The sequence below is a fragment of the Winogradskyella sp. genome (genome assembly GCF_013042245.1).
GTDB lineage: Bacteria > Bacteroidota > Bacteroidia > Flavobacteriales > Flavobacteriaceae > Winogradskyella.
In genome coordinates, this window is record NZ_JABDQL010000009.1 from 1 (window position 1) to 22,152 (window position 22,152).

Annotated in this window: 20 protein-coding genes; 16 read left to right on the forward strand and 4 right to left on the reverse strand. The window is 33.6% G+C overall.

Annotation, left to right across the window (positions count from 1 at the left end; all coding sequences use genetic code 11):
• Positions 1–595: 595 nt before the first annotated feature.
• From HKP48_RS00345 to HKP48_RS00355, 3 genes are read left to right on the forward strand one after another with little or no spacing between them, the layout of a single operon-like run.
• On the forward strand, positions 596–931 hold the full coding sequence (locus HKP48_RS00345; RefSeq protein WP_296341643.1) for an arsenosugar biosynthesis-associated peroxidase-like protein: 336 nt from the start codon (positions 596–598) through the stop codon (positions 929–931).
• 26 nt (positions 932–957) lie between these two features.
• Positions 958–2,013, forward strand: coding sequence for an arsenosugar biosynthesis radical SAM (seleno)protein ArsS (gene arsS, locus HKP48_RS00350; RefSeq protein ID WP_296341809.1), 1,056 nt, complete (start codon positions 958–960; stop codon positions 2,011–2,013).
• Positions 2,014–2,022: 9 nt separating this feature from the next.
• Positions 2,023–2,520, forward strand: a complete 498-nt coding sequence (locus HKP48_RS00355) for a rhodanese-like domain-containing protein (RefSeq protein WP_296341645.1) — start codon at positions 2,023–2,025, stop codon at positions 2,518–2,520.
• Positions 2,521–2,526: 6 nt separating this feature from the next.
• Here the strand turns inward: HKP48_RS00355 and HKP48_RS00360 are convergent, their stop codons facing one another.
• The gene (locus tag HKP48_RS00360) at positions 2,527–3,360 is read right to left on the reverse strand and encodes a hypothetical protein (protein ID WP_296341647.1); all 834 of its coding nucleotides are present in this window, start codon (positions 3,358–3,360) and stop codon (positions 2,527–2,529) included.
• Between the two features lie 158 nt (positions 3,361–3,518).
• On the opposite strand from HKP48_RS00360, the gene HKP48_RS00365 reads away from it, so the two are divergent.
• The 5 genes from HKP48_RS00365 (at position 3,519) to HKP48_RS00385 (ending at position 7,677) form a co-directional block, all read left to right on the forward strand.
• The gene (locus HKP48_RS00365) at positions 3,519–4,124 is read left to right on the forward strand and encodes a TIGR04282 family arsenosugar biosynthesis glycosyltransferase (protein ID WP_296341649.1); all 606 of its coding nucleotides are present in this window, start codon (positions 3,519–3,521) and stop codon (positions 4,122–4,124) included.
• Entirely contained in the window at positions 4,121–4,933 is an 813-nt protein-coding gene (locus tag HKP48_RS00370; protein ID WP_296341651.1) for a purine-nucleoside phosphorylase, read from the forward strand. The genes HKP48_RS00365 and HKP48_RS00370 overlap by 4 nt, the downstream gene beginning before the upstream one ends.
• A gap of 76 nt (positions 4,934–5,009) precedes the next feature.
• Positions 5,010–5,978, forward strand: a complete 969-nt coding sequence (gene arsM, locus HKP48_RS00375) for an arsenosugar biosynthesis arsenite methyltransferase ArsM (protein ID WP_296341655.1) — start codon at positions 5,010–5,012, stop codon at positions 5,976–5,978.
• Between the two features lie 61 nt (positions 5,979–6,039).
• A complete protein-coding gene (locus tag HKP48_RS00380) occupies positions 6,040–6,954 on the forward strand; it encodes a DUF547 domain-containing protein (protein ID WP_296341657.1) in 915 nt (304 codons plus the stop codon).
• 33 nt (positions 6,955–6,987) lie between these two features.
• Positions 6,988–7,677 carry a TIGR04283 family arsenosugar biosynthesis glycosyltransferase gene (locus HKP48_RS00385; RefSeq protein WP_296341659.1) on the forward strand — a complete coding sequence of 230 codons (690 nt, stop codon included), beginning with the start codon at positions 6,988–6,990 and terminating at the stop codon, positions 7,675–7,677.
• Positions 7,678–7,805: 128 nt separating this feature from the next.
• On the opposite strand, the gene HKP48_RS00390 is transcribed toward HKP48_RS00385, so the two are convergent.
• Entirely contained in the window at positions 7,806–8,762 is a 957-nt protein-coding gene (locus HKP48_RS00390) for a glycoside hydrolase TIM-barrel-like domain-containing protein (protein WP_296341661.1), read from the reverse strand.
• Positions 8,763–8,912: 150 nt separating this feature from the next.
• Here HKP48_RS00390 and HKP48_RS00395 point away from each other — a divergent pair, with 150 nt between their 5' ends.
• From HKP48_RS00395 to HKP48_RS00415, 5 genes are read left to right on the forward strand one after another with little or no spacing between them, the layout of a single operon-like run.
• Positions 8,913–10,217, forward strand: coding sequence for an FAD/NAD(P)-binding oxidoreductase (locus HKP48_RS00395; protein WP_296341812.1), 1,305 nt, complete (start codon positions 8,913–8,915; stop codon positions 10,215–10,217).
• Between the two features lie 2 nt (positions 10,218–10,219).
• Positions 10,220–11,812 (forward strand): 4Fe-4S dicluster domain-containing protein, encoded by a 1,593-nt coding sequence (locus HKP48_RS00400; RefSeq protein ID WP_296341663.1) that lies wholly within the window; start codon positions 10,220–10,222, stop codon positions 11,810–11,812.
• A gap of 32 nt (positions 11,813–11,844) precedes the next feature.
• A complete protein-coding gene (locus HKP48_RS00405) occupies positions 11,845–12,543 on the forward strand; it encodes a glycosyltransferase family 2 protein (protein ID WP_296341814.1) in 699 nt (232 codons plus the stop codon).
• On the forward strand, positions 12,543–14,033 hold the full coding sequence (locus tag HKP48_RS00410) for a cellulose synthase family protein (RefSeq protein ID WP_296341665.1): 1,491 nt from the start codon (positions 12,543–12,545) through the stop codon (positions 14,031–14,033). The genes HKP48_RS00405 and HKP48_RS00410 overlap by 1 nt, the downstream gene beginning before the upstream one ends.
• Before the next feature lie 36 nt (positions 14,034–14,069).
• Entirely contained in the window at positions 14,070–15,449 is a 1,380-nt protein-coding gene (locus tag HKP48_RS00415; RefSeq protein WP_296341667.1) for a mannosyltransferase, read from the forward strand.
• A 366-nt stretch (positions 15,450–15,815) separates the two neighbouring features.
• Here HKP48_RS00415 and HKP48_RS00420 read toward each other — a convergent pair whose 3' ends face one another.
• Together HKP48_RS00420 and HKP48_RS00425 are read right to left on the reverse strand one after the other, a co-directional pair.
• On the reverse strand, positions 15,816–18,326 hold the full coding sequence (locus tag HKP48_RS00420; protein ID WP_296341669.1) for a DUF5686 family protein: 2,511 nt from the start codon (positions 18,324–18,326) through the stop codon (positions 15,816–15,818).
• An 84-nt stretch (positions 18,327–18,410) separates the two neighbouring features.
• On the reverse strand, positions 18,411–19,388 hold the full coding sequence (locus HKP48_RS00425; RefSeq protein WP_296341671.1) for a pyruvate dehydrogenase complex E1 component subunit beta: 978 nt from the start codon (positions 19,386–19,388) through the stop codon (positions 18,411–18,413).
• Between the two features lie 240 nt (positions 19,389–19,628).
• Between HKP48_RS00425 and HKP48_RS00430 the strand changes: the two genes are divergently transcribed.
• From HKP48_RS00430 to HKP48_RS00440, 3 genes are all read left to right on the forward strand, one after another.
• Positions 19,629–20,375 carry an electron transfer flavoprotein subunit beta/FixA family protein gene (locus HKP48_RS00430; protein ID WP_296341673.1) on the forward strand — a complete coding sequence of 249 codons (747 nt, stop codon included), beginning with the start codon at positions 19,629–19,631 and terminating at the stop codon, positions 20,373–20,375.
• A 43-nt stretch (positions 20,376–20,418) separates the two neighbouring features.
• Positions 20,419–21,381 (forward strand): electron transfer flavoprotein subunit alpha/FixB family protein, encoded by a 963-nt coding sequence (locus HKP48_RS00435; RefSeq protein ID WP_296341675.1) that lies wholly within the window; start codon positions 20,419–20,421, stop codon positions 21,379–21,381.
• A 150-nt stretch (positions 21,382–21,531) separates the two neighbouring features.
• Positions 21,532–22,146, forward strand: a complete 615-nt coding sequence (locus HKP48_RS00440) for a bifunctional nuclease family protein (protein ID WP_296341678.1) — start codon at positions 21,532–21,534, stop codon at positions 22,144–22,146.
• Positions 22,147–22,152: the final 6 nt, after the last annotated feature.

A 22,152-nucleotide genomic window follows, 5' to 3' on the forward strand; every position in this document is an offset into this window, starting at 1 on the left:
CCTGATGAATTCATTGTGTTAAGTTATTGATTATCAGTATAATGTACAAATAATTAATAACTTAAACAACAAAAAATCATGTAGATAGCTCACTATTTTTTGTCTAAAAAAGTATGATTTTGCCCTGACCTCAACAAATGACCCTACTGCTCATACCGAAGTTATTGCCATAAGAAGTGCCTGTTAAACACTAAATTCATTTCAATTACTAGGTTGCAAAATATATACGTCTTGTGAAACTTGCCCAATCTACATTGGTGCTATTCAATCTGACACTGCAAATATTGGTTTTGATAATGCTTTTATGTTCAAAGAAATTCTATTACCTAACAATAAAAGAAGTATTCCTTTTTAGTAAATTGACCATAAAATTGCTTTAGAGCCATTTGAAAGAATTGAGTAAAAATAAGACGAAAGCCTATAATGGGCATTTGACAAACAATGGCTAATACCCAAGGGGTAATTAAATACTTGATATACAAAACATTACAAAAATTTAAGATTAAATTCTAGAATTTTTTCTGTAACCTTTAAGAATTAACTACGACAAAAAAACTATATTCCTTTTTTTTGTATGTAATCTAAAATTTTAAAAATGTCTAAAACATACTACGACCCAGCTGATTTAAGAAAATTTGGAAAAATAACCGAATGGAGCGAAGAACTCGGCAACAAATTCTTCGAGTACTACGGAAAAGTTTTTGAAGAGGGTGCATTAACCGCACGAGAAAAATCTTTAATTGCACTTGCAGTAGCACATACAGAGCAATGCCCTTATTGCATAGATGCTTACTCAAAAGATGGCCTGCAACGTGGAGTTACTAAGGAAGAAATGATGGAAGCCATACATGTTGGTGCTGCAATAAAAAGTGGTGCAACACTGGTACATGGAGTACAAATGATGAATAAAATAAATAAATTAGACGGATAAATCTTATTAGTTTTTATATGACAAAATTGAAAACACAATCGCTAAAAAAAAGAGATAGTGATTTAGCAAATACAAATAAACAAGTCGAGATTTTATCAAATGGCATTTTTGCCAATGGCGAGTTACCCACTTTTAAGACTAAAATTGCTGAAACTAATCAGTTTCCACTCAAAGCAAAAGTACTTGAAATTTTACAGGTCAATGTTGGCTACATGTGTAATCAAGTTTGCGAACATTGCCATGTAGATGCTGGTCCTGACCGTAAGGAAATAATGACAAAAGAGACCATGCAGCAGATTCTTGACGTACTTAAAAACACAGGTGCACATACGTTAGATTTAACTGGTGGTGCTCCAGAAATGAATCCAAACTTTAGATGGTTTGTTGAGGAAGCTTCAAAGATTGGGGTTAAAGATTTTATTGTTCGTTCTAATCTTACCATCATCAGAGCCAATAAAAAGTATTACGATTTGCCTGACTTTTTCAAGAAGCATAATATTCATGTCGTGAGTTCTATGCCACATTGGACACGTGGAAAAACAGATAAGCAACGTGGCGAAGGCGTTTTTGATATGTCAATAAAGGCGCTACAGGAATTAAACGCTGTAGGTTATGGAATGACTGGTAGCGATTTAAAACTAGACTTGGTTTACAATCCTTCTGGTGCATTTTTGCCAGGAGACCAGGCATCTATGGAAAAAGATTTTAAAAAAGCCTTGATGGAAGATTTCGGAATTCAATTTCATAATTTGTTTGCCATTACAAATCTTCCTATCTCTAGATTTTTAGATTACTTAATTGCTTCAGAAAATTATGAAGATTACATGTATAGTTTGGTCGAAGCTTACAATCCTATGGCTGTAGAAAACGTGATGTGTACCAATACGCTTTCTGTTAGTTGGGATGGCTACTTATTTGACTGTGATTTTAACCAAATGTTAGAATTGCCTGTAAATAGTAAAGTCAAGCACATTTCAGATTACAATGAAGACCTTTTACAAGGTAGAAATATTGTAATTTCTCAGCATTGCTATGGTTGCACAGCAGGCGCAGGAAGTAGCTGCCAAGGTAGTGTAACATAAATTTTTAAGATGAGGATATTTATAGCATTTTTCTTATTAACATTTTCTGCATTTTGTTTTTCTCAAAAATCTTTATCAGCATTATTAAAACAATATAATGATAAAAGCCTGCCTTATATTTCTGTTCAGGAATTAGCAATGCATAATACTGATGCTATAATCTTAGACACTAGAGAATTTGAAGAATATGCAGTTAGCCATCTGAAAGGTGCTATTTATGTTGGCTATGATTTTTTCGATATAGATACAATTATAAATCGCATAAAAGATAAGGGCCAACCAATTGTTGTTTATTGCTCATTAGGTATTAGATCAGAAACTATTGGAGAAAAACTAAAAGAAGCTGGCTATAAAAATGTCAAAAATTTGTATGGTGGCATTTTTGAATGGAAAAATAAAGGCTTCGAAGTTTACAATTCCAAAGAAAAAATAACAGATAGTATTCATGCTTTCTCTAAAACATGGAGTAAATGGTTAAAAAAAGGCAAACCTATATTACTAGATTAATAATACCTAACGTTTTGTGTAAGTTATTTCCTTAAAGCCTAAGTGTTTTAGTAATGTTCCATCTTCATTAAACAAATCTATATCTACCTTTATCTTATTGACTCCTTCAGGCAATTGCTCTCGTAACAATTTATAAGGCAAAAACATAGATTTGTCATTATAAACAGCTTTAACGTATGGAGTTTTTAAACGACTCTTTAACTCAATTTGTCCTGATATATTTCTGTAATTCGCATCTGGGGTTTTTAAAAATTCATCTCCTTTCATTAATCTATACTTCAAATAGAAAGGCTGGTCTTTCATGTGATTGATATAAAATTTTGTGTGGACTTTAAACCCAAAACTACCATCTGCATCTGTAACATCGTAATCCACCCAGGTTTTATCTAAAGTAGCTGTTGCCTCGGCTTTAACCTTTATATCGTAAAAATTCCAACAATTTGTTCCTTCACAATCGACCTCTGTTAATGAATAAATATCTGTAAAATTTTTTAACTTGTTAAAATACAAACTCACAGTTACTTTTTTGTTTGCCTTAAGTGATTTGGAACCAAAACCTCCTGTCAGAGAACCATTCCATCCAGATTGTGACTTAAGAGCATATCTGTTTCCTTTTTTATCTGTAATTACATACGGTGATTTCCCTGATGGTGAATGTAGTGTTCCTGTTATATCTTGAATAGGATTGAATTCTAGTTTTACAACCGTAGCGCTACTACTCTCATAAACATCTACAATTTTAATATAATCTGAATAAGAATTTTCAACTACCACATTATTACCCTGTGAATAGATAAATTGCATAGACATGCAGACCAAAAATAAGAGAGTATTTTTCATTTTTTTTAATATTTATAAAGTCCAAAATAATATTTTTTTTTGTACCCACTAAAGCAGATAGATAAAAAGGTCACTTTTATAAGTTATCTGTGTTTTTTTTATGACCACAGAAAAACAATTTAAACAGAATTGAATTACTTTACCAAAAAAAATTAAAAATGACTTCTAAAGCATTAATAGTGTTTACCAGAAACCCCAAACTTGGAAAATGTAAAACGCGTTTAGCAAAATCTATTGGAGATAAAGAAGCCTTAGATATTTATAAATATTTACTACAACACACTGCAAGTGTTGCTAAACAAATTAGTGGAAAACGTTTTGTATTTTATTCTGAAAACATTCAAGAAGGCGATATCTGGCATAATGCTTTTTTTAATAAAAGACTTCAAAAGGGAAATGACTTAGGTGAGCGTATGGAGAATGCTTTTAAAGCACTTTTTTCAGAAGGCTTTAAAAAAGTTATTATTGTTGGTAGTGATCTGTTAGATTTAAACCATGAGATTATTGAAAAAGCTTATTTAAAACTTGATAAAAATGATATAGTTATTGGACCAGCTGAAGATGGTGGCTACTACCTTCTAGGTATGAAAAATCTTCATAAAAACATTTTTAAAAATAAAAACTGGGGAACAGAATCAGTAAGAGCAGAAACACTTAATGATTTAAAAAATAACTCTGTTTACATGTTAAAAGAATTAAATGATATTGATACTTTTGAAGACATGCAACACTATGAAGAACTAAAGCCATTTTATAGCAAATGATAAAACTTATAACAGAAAGCACAGAATATTTACAAAGCAAAGGCTTCGATAATCCTGAAGTTGGTATTATCCTTGGAACAGGTCTTGGACAACTCATTAATAAAATTGATATTATTGCAGAAGTGAGCTATAATCATATTCCAAATTTCCCAACTGCAACTGTTGAATTTCACAAAGGAAAATTAGTTTATGGTATTTTAGGCGAAAAAAAAGTCGTAGTGATGCAAGGTCGTTTTCACGTTTATGAAGGCTACTCATTGCAAGACGTAACTTTTCCTGTACGCATCATGGAAAAATTGGGGGTTAAGACATTATTAGTCTCAAATGCTGCTGGTGCTATAAATCTCAATTTCAAAAAAGGTGAAATCATGCTTATTGACGACCATATTAATCTACAAGGCAGTTCGCCATTAGCATTTAAAGGCGTGAGTGATTTAGGCGAACGTTTTACAGATATGAGTGCACCCTATAATCTTGAAATCAATTCCAAAATTAAAGAAATAGCAAAATCTAATAATATTAAATTACACGAAGGTGTTTATGCTTCTGTTGTTGGCCCACAATTAGAAACTAGAGCAGAATACCAAATGCTAAAAATAATAGGCGCAGATTCTGTAGGTATGAGTACGGTTCCTGAAATTATAGTTGCTAATCATTTAAAATTAAAAGCAGCTGCAGTGTCAGTTTTGACGGATGAATGCGACCCAGATAATCTAAAGCCCGTCGATATTGCTGAAATTATTGCCATGGCTGGTAAAGCAGAACCAAATATGATTACTCTTTTTACAGAATTAATTAAAACACTTTAAAATAAGTAGGCAGTCTACAGTTAGCAGTATTCAGTTATACTGCGAACTAAATACTGTCAACTGGAAACTAAAAACTATGAGTTACTTAGAAGCTACAAACGATTTATATAAAGAAGCAGCACTAACGCCAGATGTTGGCCTATGCTGTACAACGAATCCTATTTGGGAATTACCAGGTTTAAAGATTCCTAAAATCATGCAAGAAATGAATTACGGCTGCGGTAGCACTGTAAATGTGCGTGATTTAACCAACAACCCAAAAATGCTCTATGTTGGTGTTGGAGGCGGAATGGAGTTACTACAATTCTCATACTTTAACCGTCAAAAAAGCGGTGTCATAGGTGTAGACGTTGTAGATGAAATGTTAGAGGCTTCTCGAAAAAATTTCAAAATTGCTGAAGAACAAAACGATTGGTTTAAAAGTGAATTTGTTAATCTTAAAAAAGGAGACGCATTAAACTTGCCTGTTAAAGACAATAGTATTGACGTAGCTGCACAAAACTGCTTATTCAACATTTTTAAAGCTGATGATTTAAAAAAAGCTATTGACGAAATGTATCGTGTACTTAAACCTCACGGACGCTTAGTAATGAGTGACCCAACATGCGAGCAACCTATGAACGATAGGCTGCGTAACGACGATAGACTGCGTGCATTATGTTTAAGCGGTAGTTTACCAATTGCTGAATATGTTAAAGCGTTAACAGATGCCGGTTTTGGGACAATAGAAATTCGTGCTCGCAAACCGTACCGTATTCTTGACCCAAAAAATTACCCAACAGAAAAATTAATCTACATAGAATCTATTGAAGTTGCAGCCATTAAAGACCCAATGCCAAAAGATGGCCCTTGTATTTTTACAGGTAAAGCAGCAATTTATTTCGGAGACCAAGATTATTTTGATGATAAAAAAGGCCATATTTTATTAAAGAACCAGCCAATTGCTATCTGCGATAAAACCGCTGGAGCTTTAGCAGATTTAGGGCGAGATGACATCTTTATTAGCGAATCGACTTACCATTATGATGGTGGTGGATGTTGCTAAATTTTATTTATAAGTAAATAGTCATCTTTAATTATACTTCTCAATTACAAGAGTCTAAAGAATGAAACAGTTTGTACTTCTTATAATTCTATTTTTAATTACCGCTTGTAGCGGTAATAAAAAAGCTATTGATAATACTGAAGCTAAAAAAGTTGAGCCTAAAGTTGAAATCAAAAAGGATACCGACTTCATGATTAGAGAAGATGTCACTGTTGATAATATTAATCTAAAAAAACTAATGAGCGATTCAATTACCCTAACTAAGGTTAAAGAAGTTTTACCTCGTAAAACCGACTCATTGGAATTTCATCAAGATTTATCAAAACGAACTTTTAATAGTGCTGATGAATTTTGGACTAGTTTTTTAGTAACTCATGTTTCTGACAATGGTAATGTTAATTATGAAACTTTTAGAAAAGATTATAAAGGATTACGTTTTTACATAAAGACGATTCAAAACTTTATACCAAAAGAAAATGCATCTAAAGAAGAAAAATTAGCCTATTGGATAAATGCCTACAACGCTCTAACTATAGATTTAATACTCAGAAACTATCCTCTTAAAAGCATAAAAGAAATTAAAGACCCTTGGAGTCAACGTCTATGGAAGTTTGGGGACAAATGGCTAAATCTTAACCATATTGAGCACAATATTCTCCGCAAAATGGATGAACCACGAATCCATTTTGCTATTGTTTGTGCTTCATACTCTTGCCCAAAACTACAGAATGAAGCGTTTACAGCTTCCAACTTAGACGCACAATTGACAGAAGCTACGAAAGAGTTTTTATGTGATACAGAGCGAAATAATATATCTCAAAACAGTCTTGAACTTTCAAAAATCTTTAAATGGTTTGCCAAAGATTTTAAAACCGAAGGCTCTCTTATTGACTTCTTAAATAAGTATAGGGAGATAGAGATTTCTTCAAAAGCCAAGAAAAGTTTCAAAGACTACAATTGGGGTTTAAATAATTAAAACTTACACTGCATTTAGTTTGTATATACTTTTATGATAAGCATTGTAATCCCTGTTTTAAACGAAGCTAAAACTATAGAAAAACTGCTCAATCACTTGGTGGATTGTGCTGATTTAAAAAATATTTCAGAGATTATAGTGGTTGATGGCGGCAGTACTGACGGCACAAAAAACATTATACAAAATCTCGAATTACGAGTAAAATTACTGACTTCAGAAAAAGGTCGCGCTAAACAAATGAACATCGGAGCAAAAAACTCTAAAGGAAGTATTCTCTATTTTCTTCATGCAGACTCTTTTCCGCCTCCAAATTACGCCCACTACATTATAGAAGAAATCAAAAAAGGAAATAATGCAGGCTGCTTTAGACTTCAGTTTGATAATAAGCATTGGTGGTTAAGACTCGCAAGTTGGTTAACCAAATTTAGATGGCGTGCTTGTCGTGGTGGTGACCAAAGTCAATTTATTACCAAAACACTTTTTGAGGATATTGGTGGTTTTGATGAATCTTACACTATCTATGAAGACAATATTCTAATTAATGAACTCTACAAACGAAAAGAGTTTGTAGTCATAAATAAAAAAAATAAAACCTCAGCGCGTCTATATAAACGCCATGGTATCTGGACAGTACAATACCACTTTTGGACTATCTATGTAAAACGTTGGTTTGGTGCTTCAGCAGATGAATTGTATGCTTATTACAAAAAGTATTTAAACTAAAAATCAGCATATTTAGTGGTTATGGTTTGATTATTGGTTTATCGTTTGATTATTGGCTTCAAATTAATTTTATTTAAAAATTAGAAGCAAATACAGGTACCATTAAATCTATATAATTCTGAAAGAAATTAATAATTACTGTAGTGATTTGTAATCACAGACTCTACAGGTTTGTTTTGAGGTGTAAACATGTGGTTGTCTCTTCCTCCAACTTTATCATGCTTTATAAACCACTTCCAAACAAAACCACCAGCAAACCAATCTTCTTTCCAAAATTCATCAAAAAGTGCTTGCGTTGCATTTACTTGTGCTTGTAGATTAACATTTTTCATACTACGGTCGTAACTCCAAGGTTGCTTTCCTGTATAGTCTACACTTCTATAGCCAAACTCTGCAAACAAAACAGGCTTTTTATTAGCTTTTGAAAGTGCTTGTATAATGGATTTATGTTTTTGCCAACCTTTTATGCAATCTACTACCGTAGGTGTTTTTTTATCGCTTAAAGGAAAATAAGCATCTATCCCAATATAATCCAATTTATTCCAAAACGGTGTTTTTCTAAACTCGTTCCAGTTCGCTGCATATGTTAACTTGCCTTTGTAAGTATTTCTGATATTCTTTATTAATTCTGACCAATATTGAGATCTATATTTTACAAATAATTCAAGCTCTGTTCCTATACAAAATATCTCTGCATTAACTTCTTCCGCCAATTCAGCATATTCCATAATAAAATTTGTGTAAGAGACTTCAAGTTCCTTCCAAGTTTCTTCGGACTGCATCATAATTTCACCCGTAAATTCGCCTCGCCAAACCCAAATTTGGGGTTTAATCATAACTTTAATCTTTGCTTTTCTTAACTCTTCAATATATTGTTTAGCACCTTCACGGGTCTCACCAAACCATTGGCGATCTGTATTATGAATGATTTCTGGATGTTCGAGATTTTTAATAAAACCAAATGGCATTACAGCTGCATAATTTGCATTTACTGCAACTAAAGGCTTTATGTGCGTACTATCTACAGCGTCTCTTGCAGCGACGAAACTAACACCATTAACTTTTTCATTTACAGGAGCGCTCATTGAACAACTCGACAAAACAAATAGCAGCAAAAGATATCTAAGATGATAAACCATATTATAAAAAAATATCTAAATTTAAATAAATTTATGATTGTTATTAAGGTTTTAACAAATCCTTCGACAAATAATTTAACTAATAATCAATATTACATGGAACATATCGTCATTATTGGCAACGGTATTTCTGGAGTCACATTAGCACGTCATGTCAGAAAACTATCCAATAAAAAAATCACCATAGTATCTACTGAAACAGATTACTTCTTCTCACGTACAGCATTAATGTACATATACATGGGACATATGAAGTTTGAGTATACCCAACCTTACGAAAACTGGTTTTGGAAAAAGAACAGAATCGAACTTAAAAAAGGGTATGTAAAAAATGTAGATACCAATAATAAAACTCTTCAATTTGCTGAGGGTGATTCATTAGAGTATGATAAACTAGTGATTGCCGCAGGAAGTAAGCCAAATAAGTTTGGCTGGGTAGGACAAGATTTAGAAGGTGTTATGGGCATGTACCATAAGCAAGATCTAGATAAACTTGAAGAATATGCTCCAAACAATGAAATTTGTAAACGTGCTGTAATTGTTGGTGGAGGATTAATTGGAATTGAATTGGCAGAGATGTTAAACTCTAGAAGTATTCCCGTAACATTTCTGGTACGTGAAAGTAGCTTTTGGAATGGTGTTTTACCAATAGGCGAAAGCGAAATGATTAACAGACACATTAAAAGCCACCATATAGATTTAAGACTTTCTACAAATTTGAAAGAAATAAAATCTGATGAAAACGGAAAGGTAAAATCCGTTATTATTGAAGAAACAGGTGAAGAAATTCCTTGCAACGTTGTTGGACTTACAGCTGGTGTTTCTCCAAACGTTGATTTTTTAAAAGATTCTGAAATAGAGCTTGGTCGTGGCGTAAAAGTAAACCGTTTTCTAGAAACAAATATAAAAGATGTATATGCTATTGGTGACTGCGCGGAACAGCATGAAGCTATTGGTAATCGTCGCCCAATTGAAGCCGTTTGGTATACAGGACGAATGATGGGCGAAACTTTAGCACAAACCATTTGTGGAAACCACATTGAATACAAACCAGGACATTGGTTTAATTCTGCAAAGTTTATGGATATTGAATATCAAACTTATGGCTGGGTATTTAGTGAACGTAACAAAAAGGACGAAGAAGCTCATTTTCATTGGAAACACGAAGATGACACCAAGTGTATCACAGTAGCTTATCATAAAGACACTAATAAATTTTTAGGCATCAATACCTTTGGTATTCGCATGCGACATGAAACTTTTGACACATGGTTAACCGAAGAACGGGATGTTGACTATGTTATAAACAATTTGTCAGAGGCTAATTTTGACCCTGAATTTTATAATAAATTCGAAAAAGATATTCTTTCTGCCTACAACCAAAACTTACAAACCGCTTAACCATGAGTAACAAAATAAATCACAGCATGTCTTTGGCTAAACCTGATGCTCTAGACATTACTACAAAACAAAAAGTAGCTTTAGCTATTGGTATTACTGGTCTTTTTATATTAACACTTGCATTATTAAATACCAATTTTCCTAACAAAGCATTATTTCTAACCTTGTCTTTAGGTTTTATTATTATAGGAACGGTTATTTATTCTCGTGAAGCGTATTTAACAAAATTAGAAGGTATTAAAAATGATGGACAATGGTTTAAATCTATTTCCTCAAGAGGAGTTTGGGGTTGGATTCTTGGGTTAGTGCTTACTAGTTTTTACATCGTACTATACTTCTATCCAAAATATCTAGGTTTGAGACAAGGCGTTGACGGCGGTAACACTGGACTGATTTCTTTATTCGACCCTTTAAGTCAACTACTATCTGGCAGAAATGCAAGTCAATGGTTCGTTTACGGTACACTTTACACATTAGCTATCTTAGCATTTGGCTATAAATTTATTTTAAAATATAGACATAATCGTTACCAACAAATTCGTACTGTTTCGGTGATGTTTTTTCAATTAGGGTTTGCCTTTTTAATCCCAGAATTCATGTACGTCATGAATAATGACCTACCTTACTATGATCTCAAAAGTATTTGGCCACTTAACTATTATCTTTTTGACGAATGGTCTGTTAATGCCTTTCTATCAAACGGAAATATTGGATTAGCACTCTTAGTTTTTGGTATATTATCCATATTTGTAATAACTCCAATTCTTACATATAAATTTGGAAAACGATTTTATTGTTCCTGGGTTTGTGGTTGTGGCGGATTAGCAGAAACTGCAGGAGACTCATTCAGACACTTATCCTCCAAAAAGATATCTGCTTGGAAATTAGAACGCTGGTTAGTACATAGCGTTTTGGTCTTTTCTGTAGTGATGACTACAGCTATGGTATACACTTATTTGGGTTACGATAAAAATGATTTCTGGTTAACTAGAGATGTATTTATAAGTTTTATTATTGGGTTTTTAACACTAGTTTTTGTTAGTGTTATGTATTTTAAACGTCAAGAATTAGGTAAAGATGCAAGAGCTGGTGCTATAGGGTTCTTTATTACAATTGTGTTACTACTTATTTTACACTTTACTGGAACAACTGAACATGTATTTTATATTAAAAGTGGCGCTCTTAGATCAGCATACGGTATTTACATCGGCTCTATATTTTCAGGTGTTATAGGTACAGGTTTTTATCCAATATTAGGTAATCGTGCTTGGTGCCGTTTTGGTTGTCCAATGGCAGCAATTCTAGGTTTTCAACAACGTTTATTTTCAAAATTTAGAATTACGACCAACGGTGGACAATGTATCTCTTGCGGTAATTGCTCAAACAGTTGCGAAATGGGTATCGACGTTAGACACTATGCACAAAAAGGGGAAAACATTGTACGTTCTAGTTGTGTAGGTTGTGGGATTTGCTCTGCTGTTTGTCCTCGTGGCGTACTTAAACTAGAAAACGATTCTATGAAAGGTCGTATTAATCCTACTGAGATTCTTTTAGGGAACGATGTTAACCTTATGGATTTAGTTAATCAAAAATAAGAAATTGTATTTTTACAATTCTAACTAAACTTATATTCCTTTTGGTAAAAGTTATCATTCCAGCCTACAATGAAGAAGCATCTATTCCTCTAGTCATAGCAGATATTCCTAAAGTTGTTGAAGAAATTATAGTCGTAAGTAATAACTCTACAGACAACACCGAAATAAACGCTTTAAATGCAGGCGCTACAGTATTGGTTGAAAACAAAAAAGGTTATGGTTACGCCTGTCTTAAGGGCATGGAGTACATTGCTAGCTTAGACGAAACTCAAAAGCCAGATATCATCGTATTTTTAGATGGAGATTATAGCGATTACCCAGAGGAATTAACAAAAATTATTACTCCTATTATTGAAGATGATATTGATTTTGTTATTGGCGCAAGAGATAAAAATTTACGAGAAGAGGGTAGCATGACTGGACCTCAAATTTTCGGGAATTGGCTAGCGACAAGCCTAATGAAACTCTTCTTTGGTTCAACTTTTACAGACCTAGGACCATTCAGAGCCATAAAATACGATAAGCTTCTAGCCCTAGAAATGGAAGACAAAACCTACGGTTGGACGGTCGAGATGCAACTCAAAGCCTTAAAACGAAAATACAGTTACAAAGAGATACCGGTAAATTATCGCAACAGAATAGGCGTCTCAAAAGTTTCAGGAACCGTAAAAGGTGCTATATTTGCAGGCGTAAAAATCCTATCATGGATTTTTAAATACAGCTTTAAATAATGTTCTTAGAATACACCATAATCGCCATCTACACGATAGCCATCTTACTTATTTTTATGTATGCTTTGGCGCAACTTAACTTGCTTTATAATTACTTGTCTTCAAAAAAGAAAAAAGACACTTGCGAAAAGTTTGATATTACAATTCCAGATGAAATCCCTTATGTAACCATACAACTACCTGTTTTTAATGAGATGTATGTTATGGATAGACTTCTTGATAACATAGCTTTAATTGAATATCCAAAAGAAAAATTAGAAATACAAGTCCTTGACGATTCTACCGACGAAACAGTAGAAAGTACCAGACAACATATTGAAAACTTAGCCGAAACGGGATTAGACATTAAACACATTACGCGCACAGACAGAAGCGGATTTAAAGCCGGTGCACTAAAAGAAGGACTTAAAATTGCTAAGGGTGAATTTATCGCCATTTTTGACGCAGATTTTTTACCAAAACCCAATTGGCTTAAACGTACGATTCCCTATTTTAAAAATGACAAAGTCGGCGTTGTACAAACGCGTTGGGGGCACATTAATAGAAATTATTCCTTACTTACAAAAATTCAAGCTTTTGCATTAGATGCTCACTTTACTTTAGAACAAGTAGGTAGAAATAGCAAAGGGCATTTTATTAACTTTAACGGTACTGCAGGTGTTTGGCGCAAAGCATGTATTCTAGATGCTGGTAATTGGGAAGGCGATACACTAACGGAAGATTTAGACCTAAGTTACCGTGCACAACTAAAAAATTGGGAATTTAAATATCTGGAAGATGTGGAAACTCCAGCTGAATTACCTGTAGTGATAAGCGCAGCACGCTCACAACAATTCCGTTGGAATAAAGGTGGTGCTGAAAACTTTAGAAAAATGTTGAAGCGCGTTATAACTTCTAAAAACATCTCAACTAAAACAAAGATTCATGGACTATTACATTTACTAAATAGCACCATGTTTTTAAGCATATTTACAGTTGCCATATTGAGTATTCCAATGCTTTACATTAAGAATGAGTATGCACATTTACGCAACTACTTTTACATTATGAGCTTCTTTGTAACTAGTACTATTATCTTTTTTGTTTGCTATTGGTTTATGTACAAAAATATTTATGGTAGCGGATTCAAAAAGTTCTTCAGTTATATAGGAATGTTCTTCACGTTTTTCTCAATAGCTATGGGCTTTTCTTTACACAACTCAATCGCAGTTATAGAAGGACATATGGGCAAACGTAGTGAATTTGTACGTACTCCAAAATTTAATATAAGTACTTTAAAAGACTCTTGGAAAGGCAATAAATACTTACGTAAAAAAGTATCTCCTCACGTAATTATCGAAGGCTTATTAATGCTTTACTTTGGTTTTGGTATGTACAGTGCTTTTGTTGTTGGTGACCAAGGCGGTGATTTTGGGTTATTTCCGTTTCACTTAATGCTTTTTATTGGTTTTGGTTATGTCTTTTTTAAATCATTAAGTTCTAAAGCTTAATTGTTTTTAAGCTAAATTTAAGATTCAATTTAGCTTATGCTTTTAAATTTAACTTTTTTAAAATACAATAAAACACCTCTGGTTTGCGTATTACTAAGCTTAATATTGTATGCTACCTTTGCGTATGATTTAGTCCGTACAGAAGCTACCAAACTAGTATTACTTTACCTTTTATTATTTGTTATAGCTTACATATTAAAGAAATCTGCAGGCTTCAATTTTGCTTTTTTAGTTTTAGCTTCAGTTTTAATTCGGTTAATTTTCTTACCAGTAATCCCAAATCTATCACAAGATTTTTACCGCTTTATCTGGGATGGCCGCATGCTTTTTGAAGGCTTTAATCCTTACTTATACACACCAGAATCATTTATTCAAAATAAAGAGTTCCCCATTGCTCAAGCACAAGAATTGTATATGGGCATGGGCGCATTAAGTGCTTCACACTTCACCAATTATCCTCCGATTAATCAACTCTGCTTTTATATTGCCGCTTTATTTTCAGGAAAAAGTATTACTGGTGCCATAATTACTTTAAGACTTTTAATTATTGCTGCCGATATTGGTACACTTTATTTTGGCAAAAAACTTTTAAAAGCCTTAAAACTTCCCTCTAGTCGTATTTGGTTTTATATTTTAAATCCATTCATTATTATAGAATTAATAGGTAATCTCCATTTTGAAGGTGTTATGATTTTCTTCCTCATTTGGAGTTTATATTTGTTATATTCTTGCAAGTGGAAATTAGCTGCTGTAATATTGGCTTGTTCTATCTCTGTAAAGTTAATTCCATTGATGTTTTTACCAATTTTTGTCGGTTGGTTTTGGAAAAAGAAAAAAGATTCTTCGACTACGCTCAGAATGACGAATCTGATTTTGTTTTACATCATTGTTATTGGTACATCCATCATTCTATTTCTTCCTTTTTTCTCTTTAGATTTTATAAATAATTACTCTAAAACCGTTGGCCTTTGGTTTAGTAATTTTGAATTTAACGCCAGTATTTACTATATCGCTAGAGAAATTGGTTATTGGATTACGGATTACAATGAAATTAAAACGATGGGCAAAATTCTACCTGTAATTGCTCTGCTTATTATTCTATATCTTTCATTCTTTAAAAGAAATACCGATGTCCCAAAATTGGTAAGTTCAATACTTTTAGCATTTACTTGCTATCTCTTTTTAAGTACAACGGTTCATCCTTGGTACATAGCTACATTAGTTGTTTTATGTGTATTTACAAGATATAGATTCCCATTAGTTTGGAGTGTGGTAATTGTATTGAGTTATCTGTCTTATCTAAATATTGGAACAGCCGATAAGTCCGAGAATCTTTGGATAATAGCTATTGAATACGCTATTGTATTTTTAGTATTTATTTGGGAAGTTATTTTAAGGAAGCCTATTACAATTTAATCTTACTCATCAAAATCTTCATAGTTATCTTCTTCATAATTCTGCATAGTTACTGCTAATTTGGCACTTACTTTAACCACATACTTAGTATCCTCGATAATAACCTCTACCGCTTCTACAATTTCGTTCTTAGCATTTTTGAATATATCCTAAAACCAAATAAAAAATACAAGAATATTACACTCCTTATTGATGATGGTATAAGTACTAAAACTGTAAAGCCGGATTTAGTTGATTTTCAAAATCAAAAACTTAAGCTTACACATATTTTAAAAAAATATGGACAATACGACATACATCTTAAAATTGACAAACAACTTATAGCTACATATGTTTTTGGGTGAAACGCTTAAACAACTAAGAAGGTTAGAAAAAGAATCCAAAACTTCCCGTGATTCCGAAACGTCTAGCATCAGGTAAATCAAGATAATTACCTCTAAAGTTGAAGTCTATTCGTAATACCTTAAAGATATTGGCCACACCAAAACTGTACTCATAGTAGACCCTGGAGTTTGGTGCGCGTAGCATTATTTGGGCTGGGTTTCCTGTAGTACTTAACAATCTGTTTTCATCTGATAATTCTCCCCACACACCTCTTAAGCCTAGAATTGCTCTAAGGTTGTACTTTTTTAAAAAAGGTATGCGTGAAAACACACGTCCGTTAAAATTATGTTCTACGTGTAAAGAAGTATATGTATCGGTTACAAACTCGTAAAAATCTAACTGTGGGAATGTGTTATAAATAGAAAAGAAAGTTTGGTTACCTGGCACAACACTAAGCAATGCTAATGGAACTTCGCCAAATGTTTTGCCTGCTTCTAAAGATGTGGTTAATCTTCCAAAACCACCAACTTGCCATGGTTGAATGTAGGAAAACTGAACTTTAGTATAATCAAAATCACTATTTAAAAATCCTTCATCTCCTCGACTTAATTGGGCGAATAAGCGTGCAAAATTATCATTCTTCTCTTTACGTTCTACTCCAAAACCTGTCATTTGACGTTGCGGATAATAGGCTAATGAGAGTCGTGTTTCAAACTGGCTAACTTCAGATGAAATTCCTGTTGATGAGTTGGTATCGTTGTAATCTAAACTAAATGTGGGTGACGCTGAACTTAAAGTTCTGTAACTTCCATCTAGTCGAAACACTACATTTCGTAATGGCTCTATGGAAAAACCAAGATTAGACAAATTAATATTAGTCAACTTGTCATTGGCGCCAGTAGTTATTACTGCTGAAGATGCTAAACTCCGCCCTAAAACATCTGTAGAACTCGTTAAACTTGCACCTATTTGCTCAACATCGCGGCGATTACCTCCAAAAATGGTCAACCTACTTTTTTTGTCTAAAAGCCATTTTCCAGAAATACCGTATTTAAACTTATCATCTCTAAATCCGTAGGCCAAAAAACCCTCTAATCGCCACAAATCATTTGGCCCTCGATATGTTCTTCCACCTCCACGGAGCCGTAATCCTTCAACATCATTGAAGCCAAATGTAGAGAATATGGGACCATAATCCATTTTTAGATTAGGTATTTCTATATATCCCGATGCCAGAATACTTCCCAAGTTGTAAAGACGCTTAAACTTCTTTACAGTCTTCAAAGTATCCAACATCTTATAAACACCCTTTTCATCTTTATTTAGTGCTTCTAACCTATTCTGTTGCCAAAAATCATCCTCACGGTTATAGACGTCTGCATCGTAATTATAGACTTCGGTATCATAGTATTCATTGTCTTTTGGAATATCGAATTTGTAATTATCATAAAGCGTGGTTCGCTTGCCATAAACACCTCGTGATTTTTCCTTTTTATTTAAAGCGAAGTCAGATAAAAAGTAATCGCGCTTAATTAAGAATACAGAATCATTAAGTACTTCAAACTCTTGTTCAATATAGATTTCTTTGACCCAATTAATATTGGCACTTTTTGAAGCCTGAAGATTAATTTCCTTTATAGCATAAGTTGAATCATTGACCCAAAAATCACCTTTAAAAGTTAATTCATTTTTTCGTCTTGGGTAATAAATAATATTATAGCACCATTTGTTATCTATAAAAGCACTATCAGATAACACATAGTTATAAGTTTGAACTCCAGTGCGACTTAACGGACTCACAAAACTTTTGTCAAAGAACTTTAAGTAATTATCATAGACATCATAATCAGAATATAAATCGTCTATAAAATCTATAATAATTTGATTGTTACTAAAGCCAGAGTTTTTGTTTCCAACTAAGTCTTCACGCTTTTTACCTAGCTCGTTATCACCTGATACCTTTTTTACAGATTCATTTAAGAAAATAGGTAAATAAGTTTTTCCAGTAACACGTGAGGTATCTACTTCTTCAAAAACAAACTCCATACCTCTGAAAAGCTTACTTTTTATGAGCGTACTATCAATTGTATTTAGGTCAAATTCAACTTTTTCGTATTGGTCGTATTCGTATTGTTTAAATTGTTTAACACCATTTTGTCGCTTGCGCTCCCATATCTTTTTTAAAATACGAATAGCAGGATTCTCAGATGCTTTTTTAGATTGTTTTCCTGTAACAATAACCACAGCATCCAAAGTAGCTGCTTCTTCTTTTAACGTAAATTTTACGTCGTAGTTAACTCGCTTAGACAACTTATAAGTTTGTATTTCAAAACCTAAAAAAGAAATTTCTAATTCATCCCAGTTTTCATCAGATTCTAGGTAAAATTTACCATCTTCATTGGTTATTGTTCCAACAGTAGAACCTTTAAAGATTACACTTGCAAAAGCAATAGGTTGGTTACTCTCATCAAAGACATAACCGCTAACTTTGGTCTGAGCCAAAGTAATTATTGAATTTAAAGTTATAAGAAGTAGGAGTAATTTATGCTTCATAATCAAAAAACTTCATCAGCTACTGTATTAAATAGTACTACAATAGAGGATGAAGTTTATTAAACGCAGAAAACTGCAATTTATTTATTTATACAATACTTTTTTCACCGCTTTTATAACTTCATTATGGTCTGGTAACCATTCTGCGAATAATACTGGTGAATATGGTGCTGGCGTATCTGCCGTATTTATTTTTACAATAGGCGCATCGAGATAATCAAAGGCTTCAGACTGTACTAAATATGTGATTTCAGTGGCTACATTTCCAAATGGCCATGCTTCTTCCAAAACTACCAATCTGTTTGTTTTCTTTACAGATTCTAAAATAGTTTTTCTATCCATGGGACGAACTGTACGCAAATCTATAATTTCACAAGAAATACCATCTTTCTCTAATTCTTCTGCCGCTTTGTAAGCCTCTTTTATAATTTTGCCAAATGATACAATCGTAACATCTGTACCCTCGCGTTTAATTTCTGCTACGCCTAATGGTATTGTGTATTCGCCTTCTGGCACTTCACCCTTATCGCCGTACATCTGTTCGCTTTCCATAAAAATAACTGGATCATCATCTCTAATGGCGGATTTCAACAACCCTTTTGCATCGTATGGATTAGATGGCACAACCACCTTTAATCCTGGTGTATTTGCGAACCAACTTTCAAAAGCTTGCGAGTGCGTTGCAGCTAACTGACCTGCAGATGCTGTTGGACCTCTGAAAACGATTGGACATTTTAACTGTCCGCCAGACATCTGTCTAATCTTTGCAGCATTGTTTATAATTTGGTCGATACCTACTAGGGAGAAATTAAATGTCATATACTCAACAATTGGTCGATTGCCGGTCATCGTAGAGCCGATAGCAATACCTGCAAAACCAAGTTCTGCAATAGGTGTGTCAATAACACGCTTAGCACCAAACTCATCAAGCATACCTTTAGATGCTTTATAAGCACCATTATATTCAGCAACTTCTTCACCCATTAAATAAATGCTTTCATCTCTGCGCATTTCTTCGCTCATTGCCTCACAAATTGCTTCTCTAAATTGAATTGTCTTCATTCTTTTCTTTTTATAGTAAGAACAAAAATAGCAATAAAACAAAAATTAAAGCTGTGAAAGTTTTTAAAAATTTATTATGCACGCATAGTAAATATTCAAAAAAAAGTATTTATCTTCGTATCCACTTAATTTAAAGGTAGTTTTCATATCTAAAACCCTGTAAAATAAAGTGTTTCAGAATGTTTTACGATAACGTTATCGTAAAAAAACTAAAGTTATAAAAACAAAAAAGAATAGATTATGAAGATTTTAGTGTGTATTAGTCACGTACCGGATACGACTTCAAAAATCAATTTCACAGAAGGTGATACAAAATTTGACACAAACGGTGTACAATATGTAATTAACCCAAATGATGAATTTGGTTTAACTCGCGCCATGTGGTTTAAAGAAAAACAAGGAGCATCTGTCGATGTTGTAAATGTTGGTGGTGCTGAAACAGAACCTACTTTACGTAAAGCCTTAGCTATTGGTGCCGATTCTGCTATCCGTGTAAATACGGAAGCTAAAGATGGGTTTGCAGTTGCAAAAGAATTAGCAAAAGTAGTTACAGATGGTGGTTATGACTTAGTAATTGCCGGAAGAGAATCTATTGATTATAATGGCGGCATGGTTCCTGGAATGTTAGCCTCTTTAACAGGAGCAAATTTTGTCACCAACTGTATCAATCTGGAAGTTGATGGTACAAATGCAAATGCTACAAGAGAAATTGATGGCGGTAAAGAAACTGTAATTACAACTCTTCCTTTAGTCATTGGTGGCCAAAAAGGTTTAGTTGAAGAAAGTGATTTGCGCATACCAAACATGAGAGGGATTATGATGGCACGTAAAAAGCCATTAAATGTTGTTGAACCTGTAGGTGCAAATGCCGAAACCTTAGCAAGTAGTTTTGAAAAGCCTGCGCCAAAAGGTGCAGTTAAATTAGTTGATGCTGATAATATAGATGAGTTAATAAACTTACTTCATAACGAAGCGAAGGTAATTTAATCTTCAGCTAGGATTTAAGTTTTAATTATTTAAAAAAGAAATTATGTCAGTTTTAGTATATACAGAATCAGAAAACGGAAAATTAAAAAAAGCGGCTCTAGAATGTGTCTCTTACGCAAAAGCTATTGCCGATGAAATGGGAACTAGCGTAACTGCAGTTGCTGTTAATACAGAAAACACAGACGCTTTAGGAAATTTCGGAGCATCTAAAGTTCTTAATGTAAAAAACGGTGCTTTAAAAACATTTAATGCAAAGAAATTTGCTGGTGTTATTGAGCAAGCGGCAAAGCAAGAAGATGCAAAAGTTGTGGTTCTAAGCTCAAGTGCAGACAGCAAGTATTTAGCACCATTATTAGCCGTTAGCTTAGAAGCAGGTTATGTTTCTAACGTGGTTGAAAAGCCATCAAGCCTAGCACCTTTTACTGTAAAACGTACAGCATTTACCAACAAAGCATTCGCCAACACAGAAATTTCAACAGATGTTAAGCTTATAGGACTATCTAACAATTCTTTTGGCTTGGTAGAATCTGGAGGTTCTGCTTCTGTAGAAGAGTTTTCAGCTTCTGTCATAGATTCTGGAGTAACTGTAGAATCTGTTGATAAAGCCGTTGGAAAAGTAACTATTGCTGATGCAGATGTTGTAGTCTCAGGTGGTCGCGGATTAAAAGGTCCTGAAAATTGGGGATTGGTTGAAGATTTAGCAGAAGTCCTTGGTGCAGCAACAGCTTGTTCTAAACCAGTTTCGGATTTAGGATGGCGCTCTCATGGAGAACACGTTGGGCAAACGGGAAAGCCTGTGGCAACTAACCTTTACATTGCCATTGGTATTTCTGGTGCCATACAACATTTAGCAGGTATCAGTGCCTCTAAAGTAAAAGTCGTTATTAACACCGACCCAGAAGCACCTTTCTTCAAAGCTGCTGATTATGGGGTTGTTGGTGACGCGTTTGAAGTAGTTCCTGTACTCACAGAAAAACTAAGAGCTTTTAAAGCACAAAACGCATAGTTTTTGCGTTTAAAAATAGATTAAAGAACCGTTTAGATGAATCCATTAGTTGGTAAATTCAAAATTTAAACGGTTCTTTGTATTTTACAAGATATATAGATATTTCAAAGTTTTTTCGAAATATTTAAAATATCGATTACCGAGTAAACTATGAGTTTAGTACGCTTAAACATAAAAGGCATTTCTTACAGCCAGACGCAAAATGGCGCATATGCTTTAATCTTAAATGAGGTTGATGGCGACCGTAAACTACCTATTGTGATAGGTGCTTTTGAAGCACAATCTATAGCCATTGCTCTAGAAAAAGAGATTCGTCCACCTCGCCCTCTTACTCATGATTTATTCAAGAATTTCTCAGACCGCTTTAACATTGTGGTTAAACAAGTGATTATCCACAAGCTCGTAGACGGCGTATTTTATTCAAGTCTTATTTGCGAACGTGATACTATTGAAGAAATTATTGATGCACGCACAAGCGATGCTATTGCTTTAGCATTACGCTTTCATGCACCAATATTTACCTATAAAAATATCTTGGACAAAGCTGGCATTTATCTTAAAGTCAATCCTAATAAGGATGAAAAAGATGATGATAGTATTTTAATGGATGAGCTTATTGCTGAAGAGATTGAAACTGCTGCATTCGGTGAGGACATCTATAAAGAAAAAACTCTAGAAGAACTCAATACGCTTTTAGACGAAGCAGTTGCTAATGAAGACTATGAAACTGCTGCTAAGATAAGAGATGAAATCTCTAAGCGTTAAATTAAT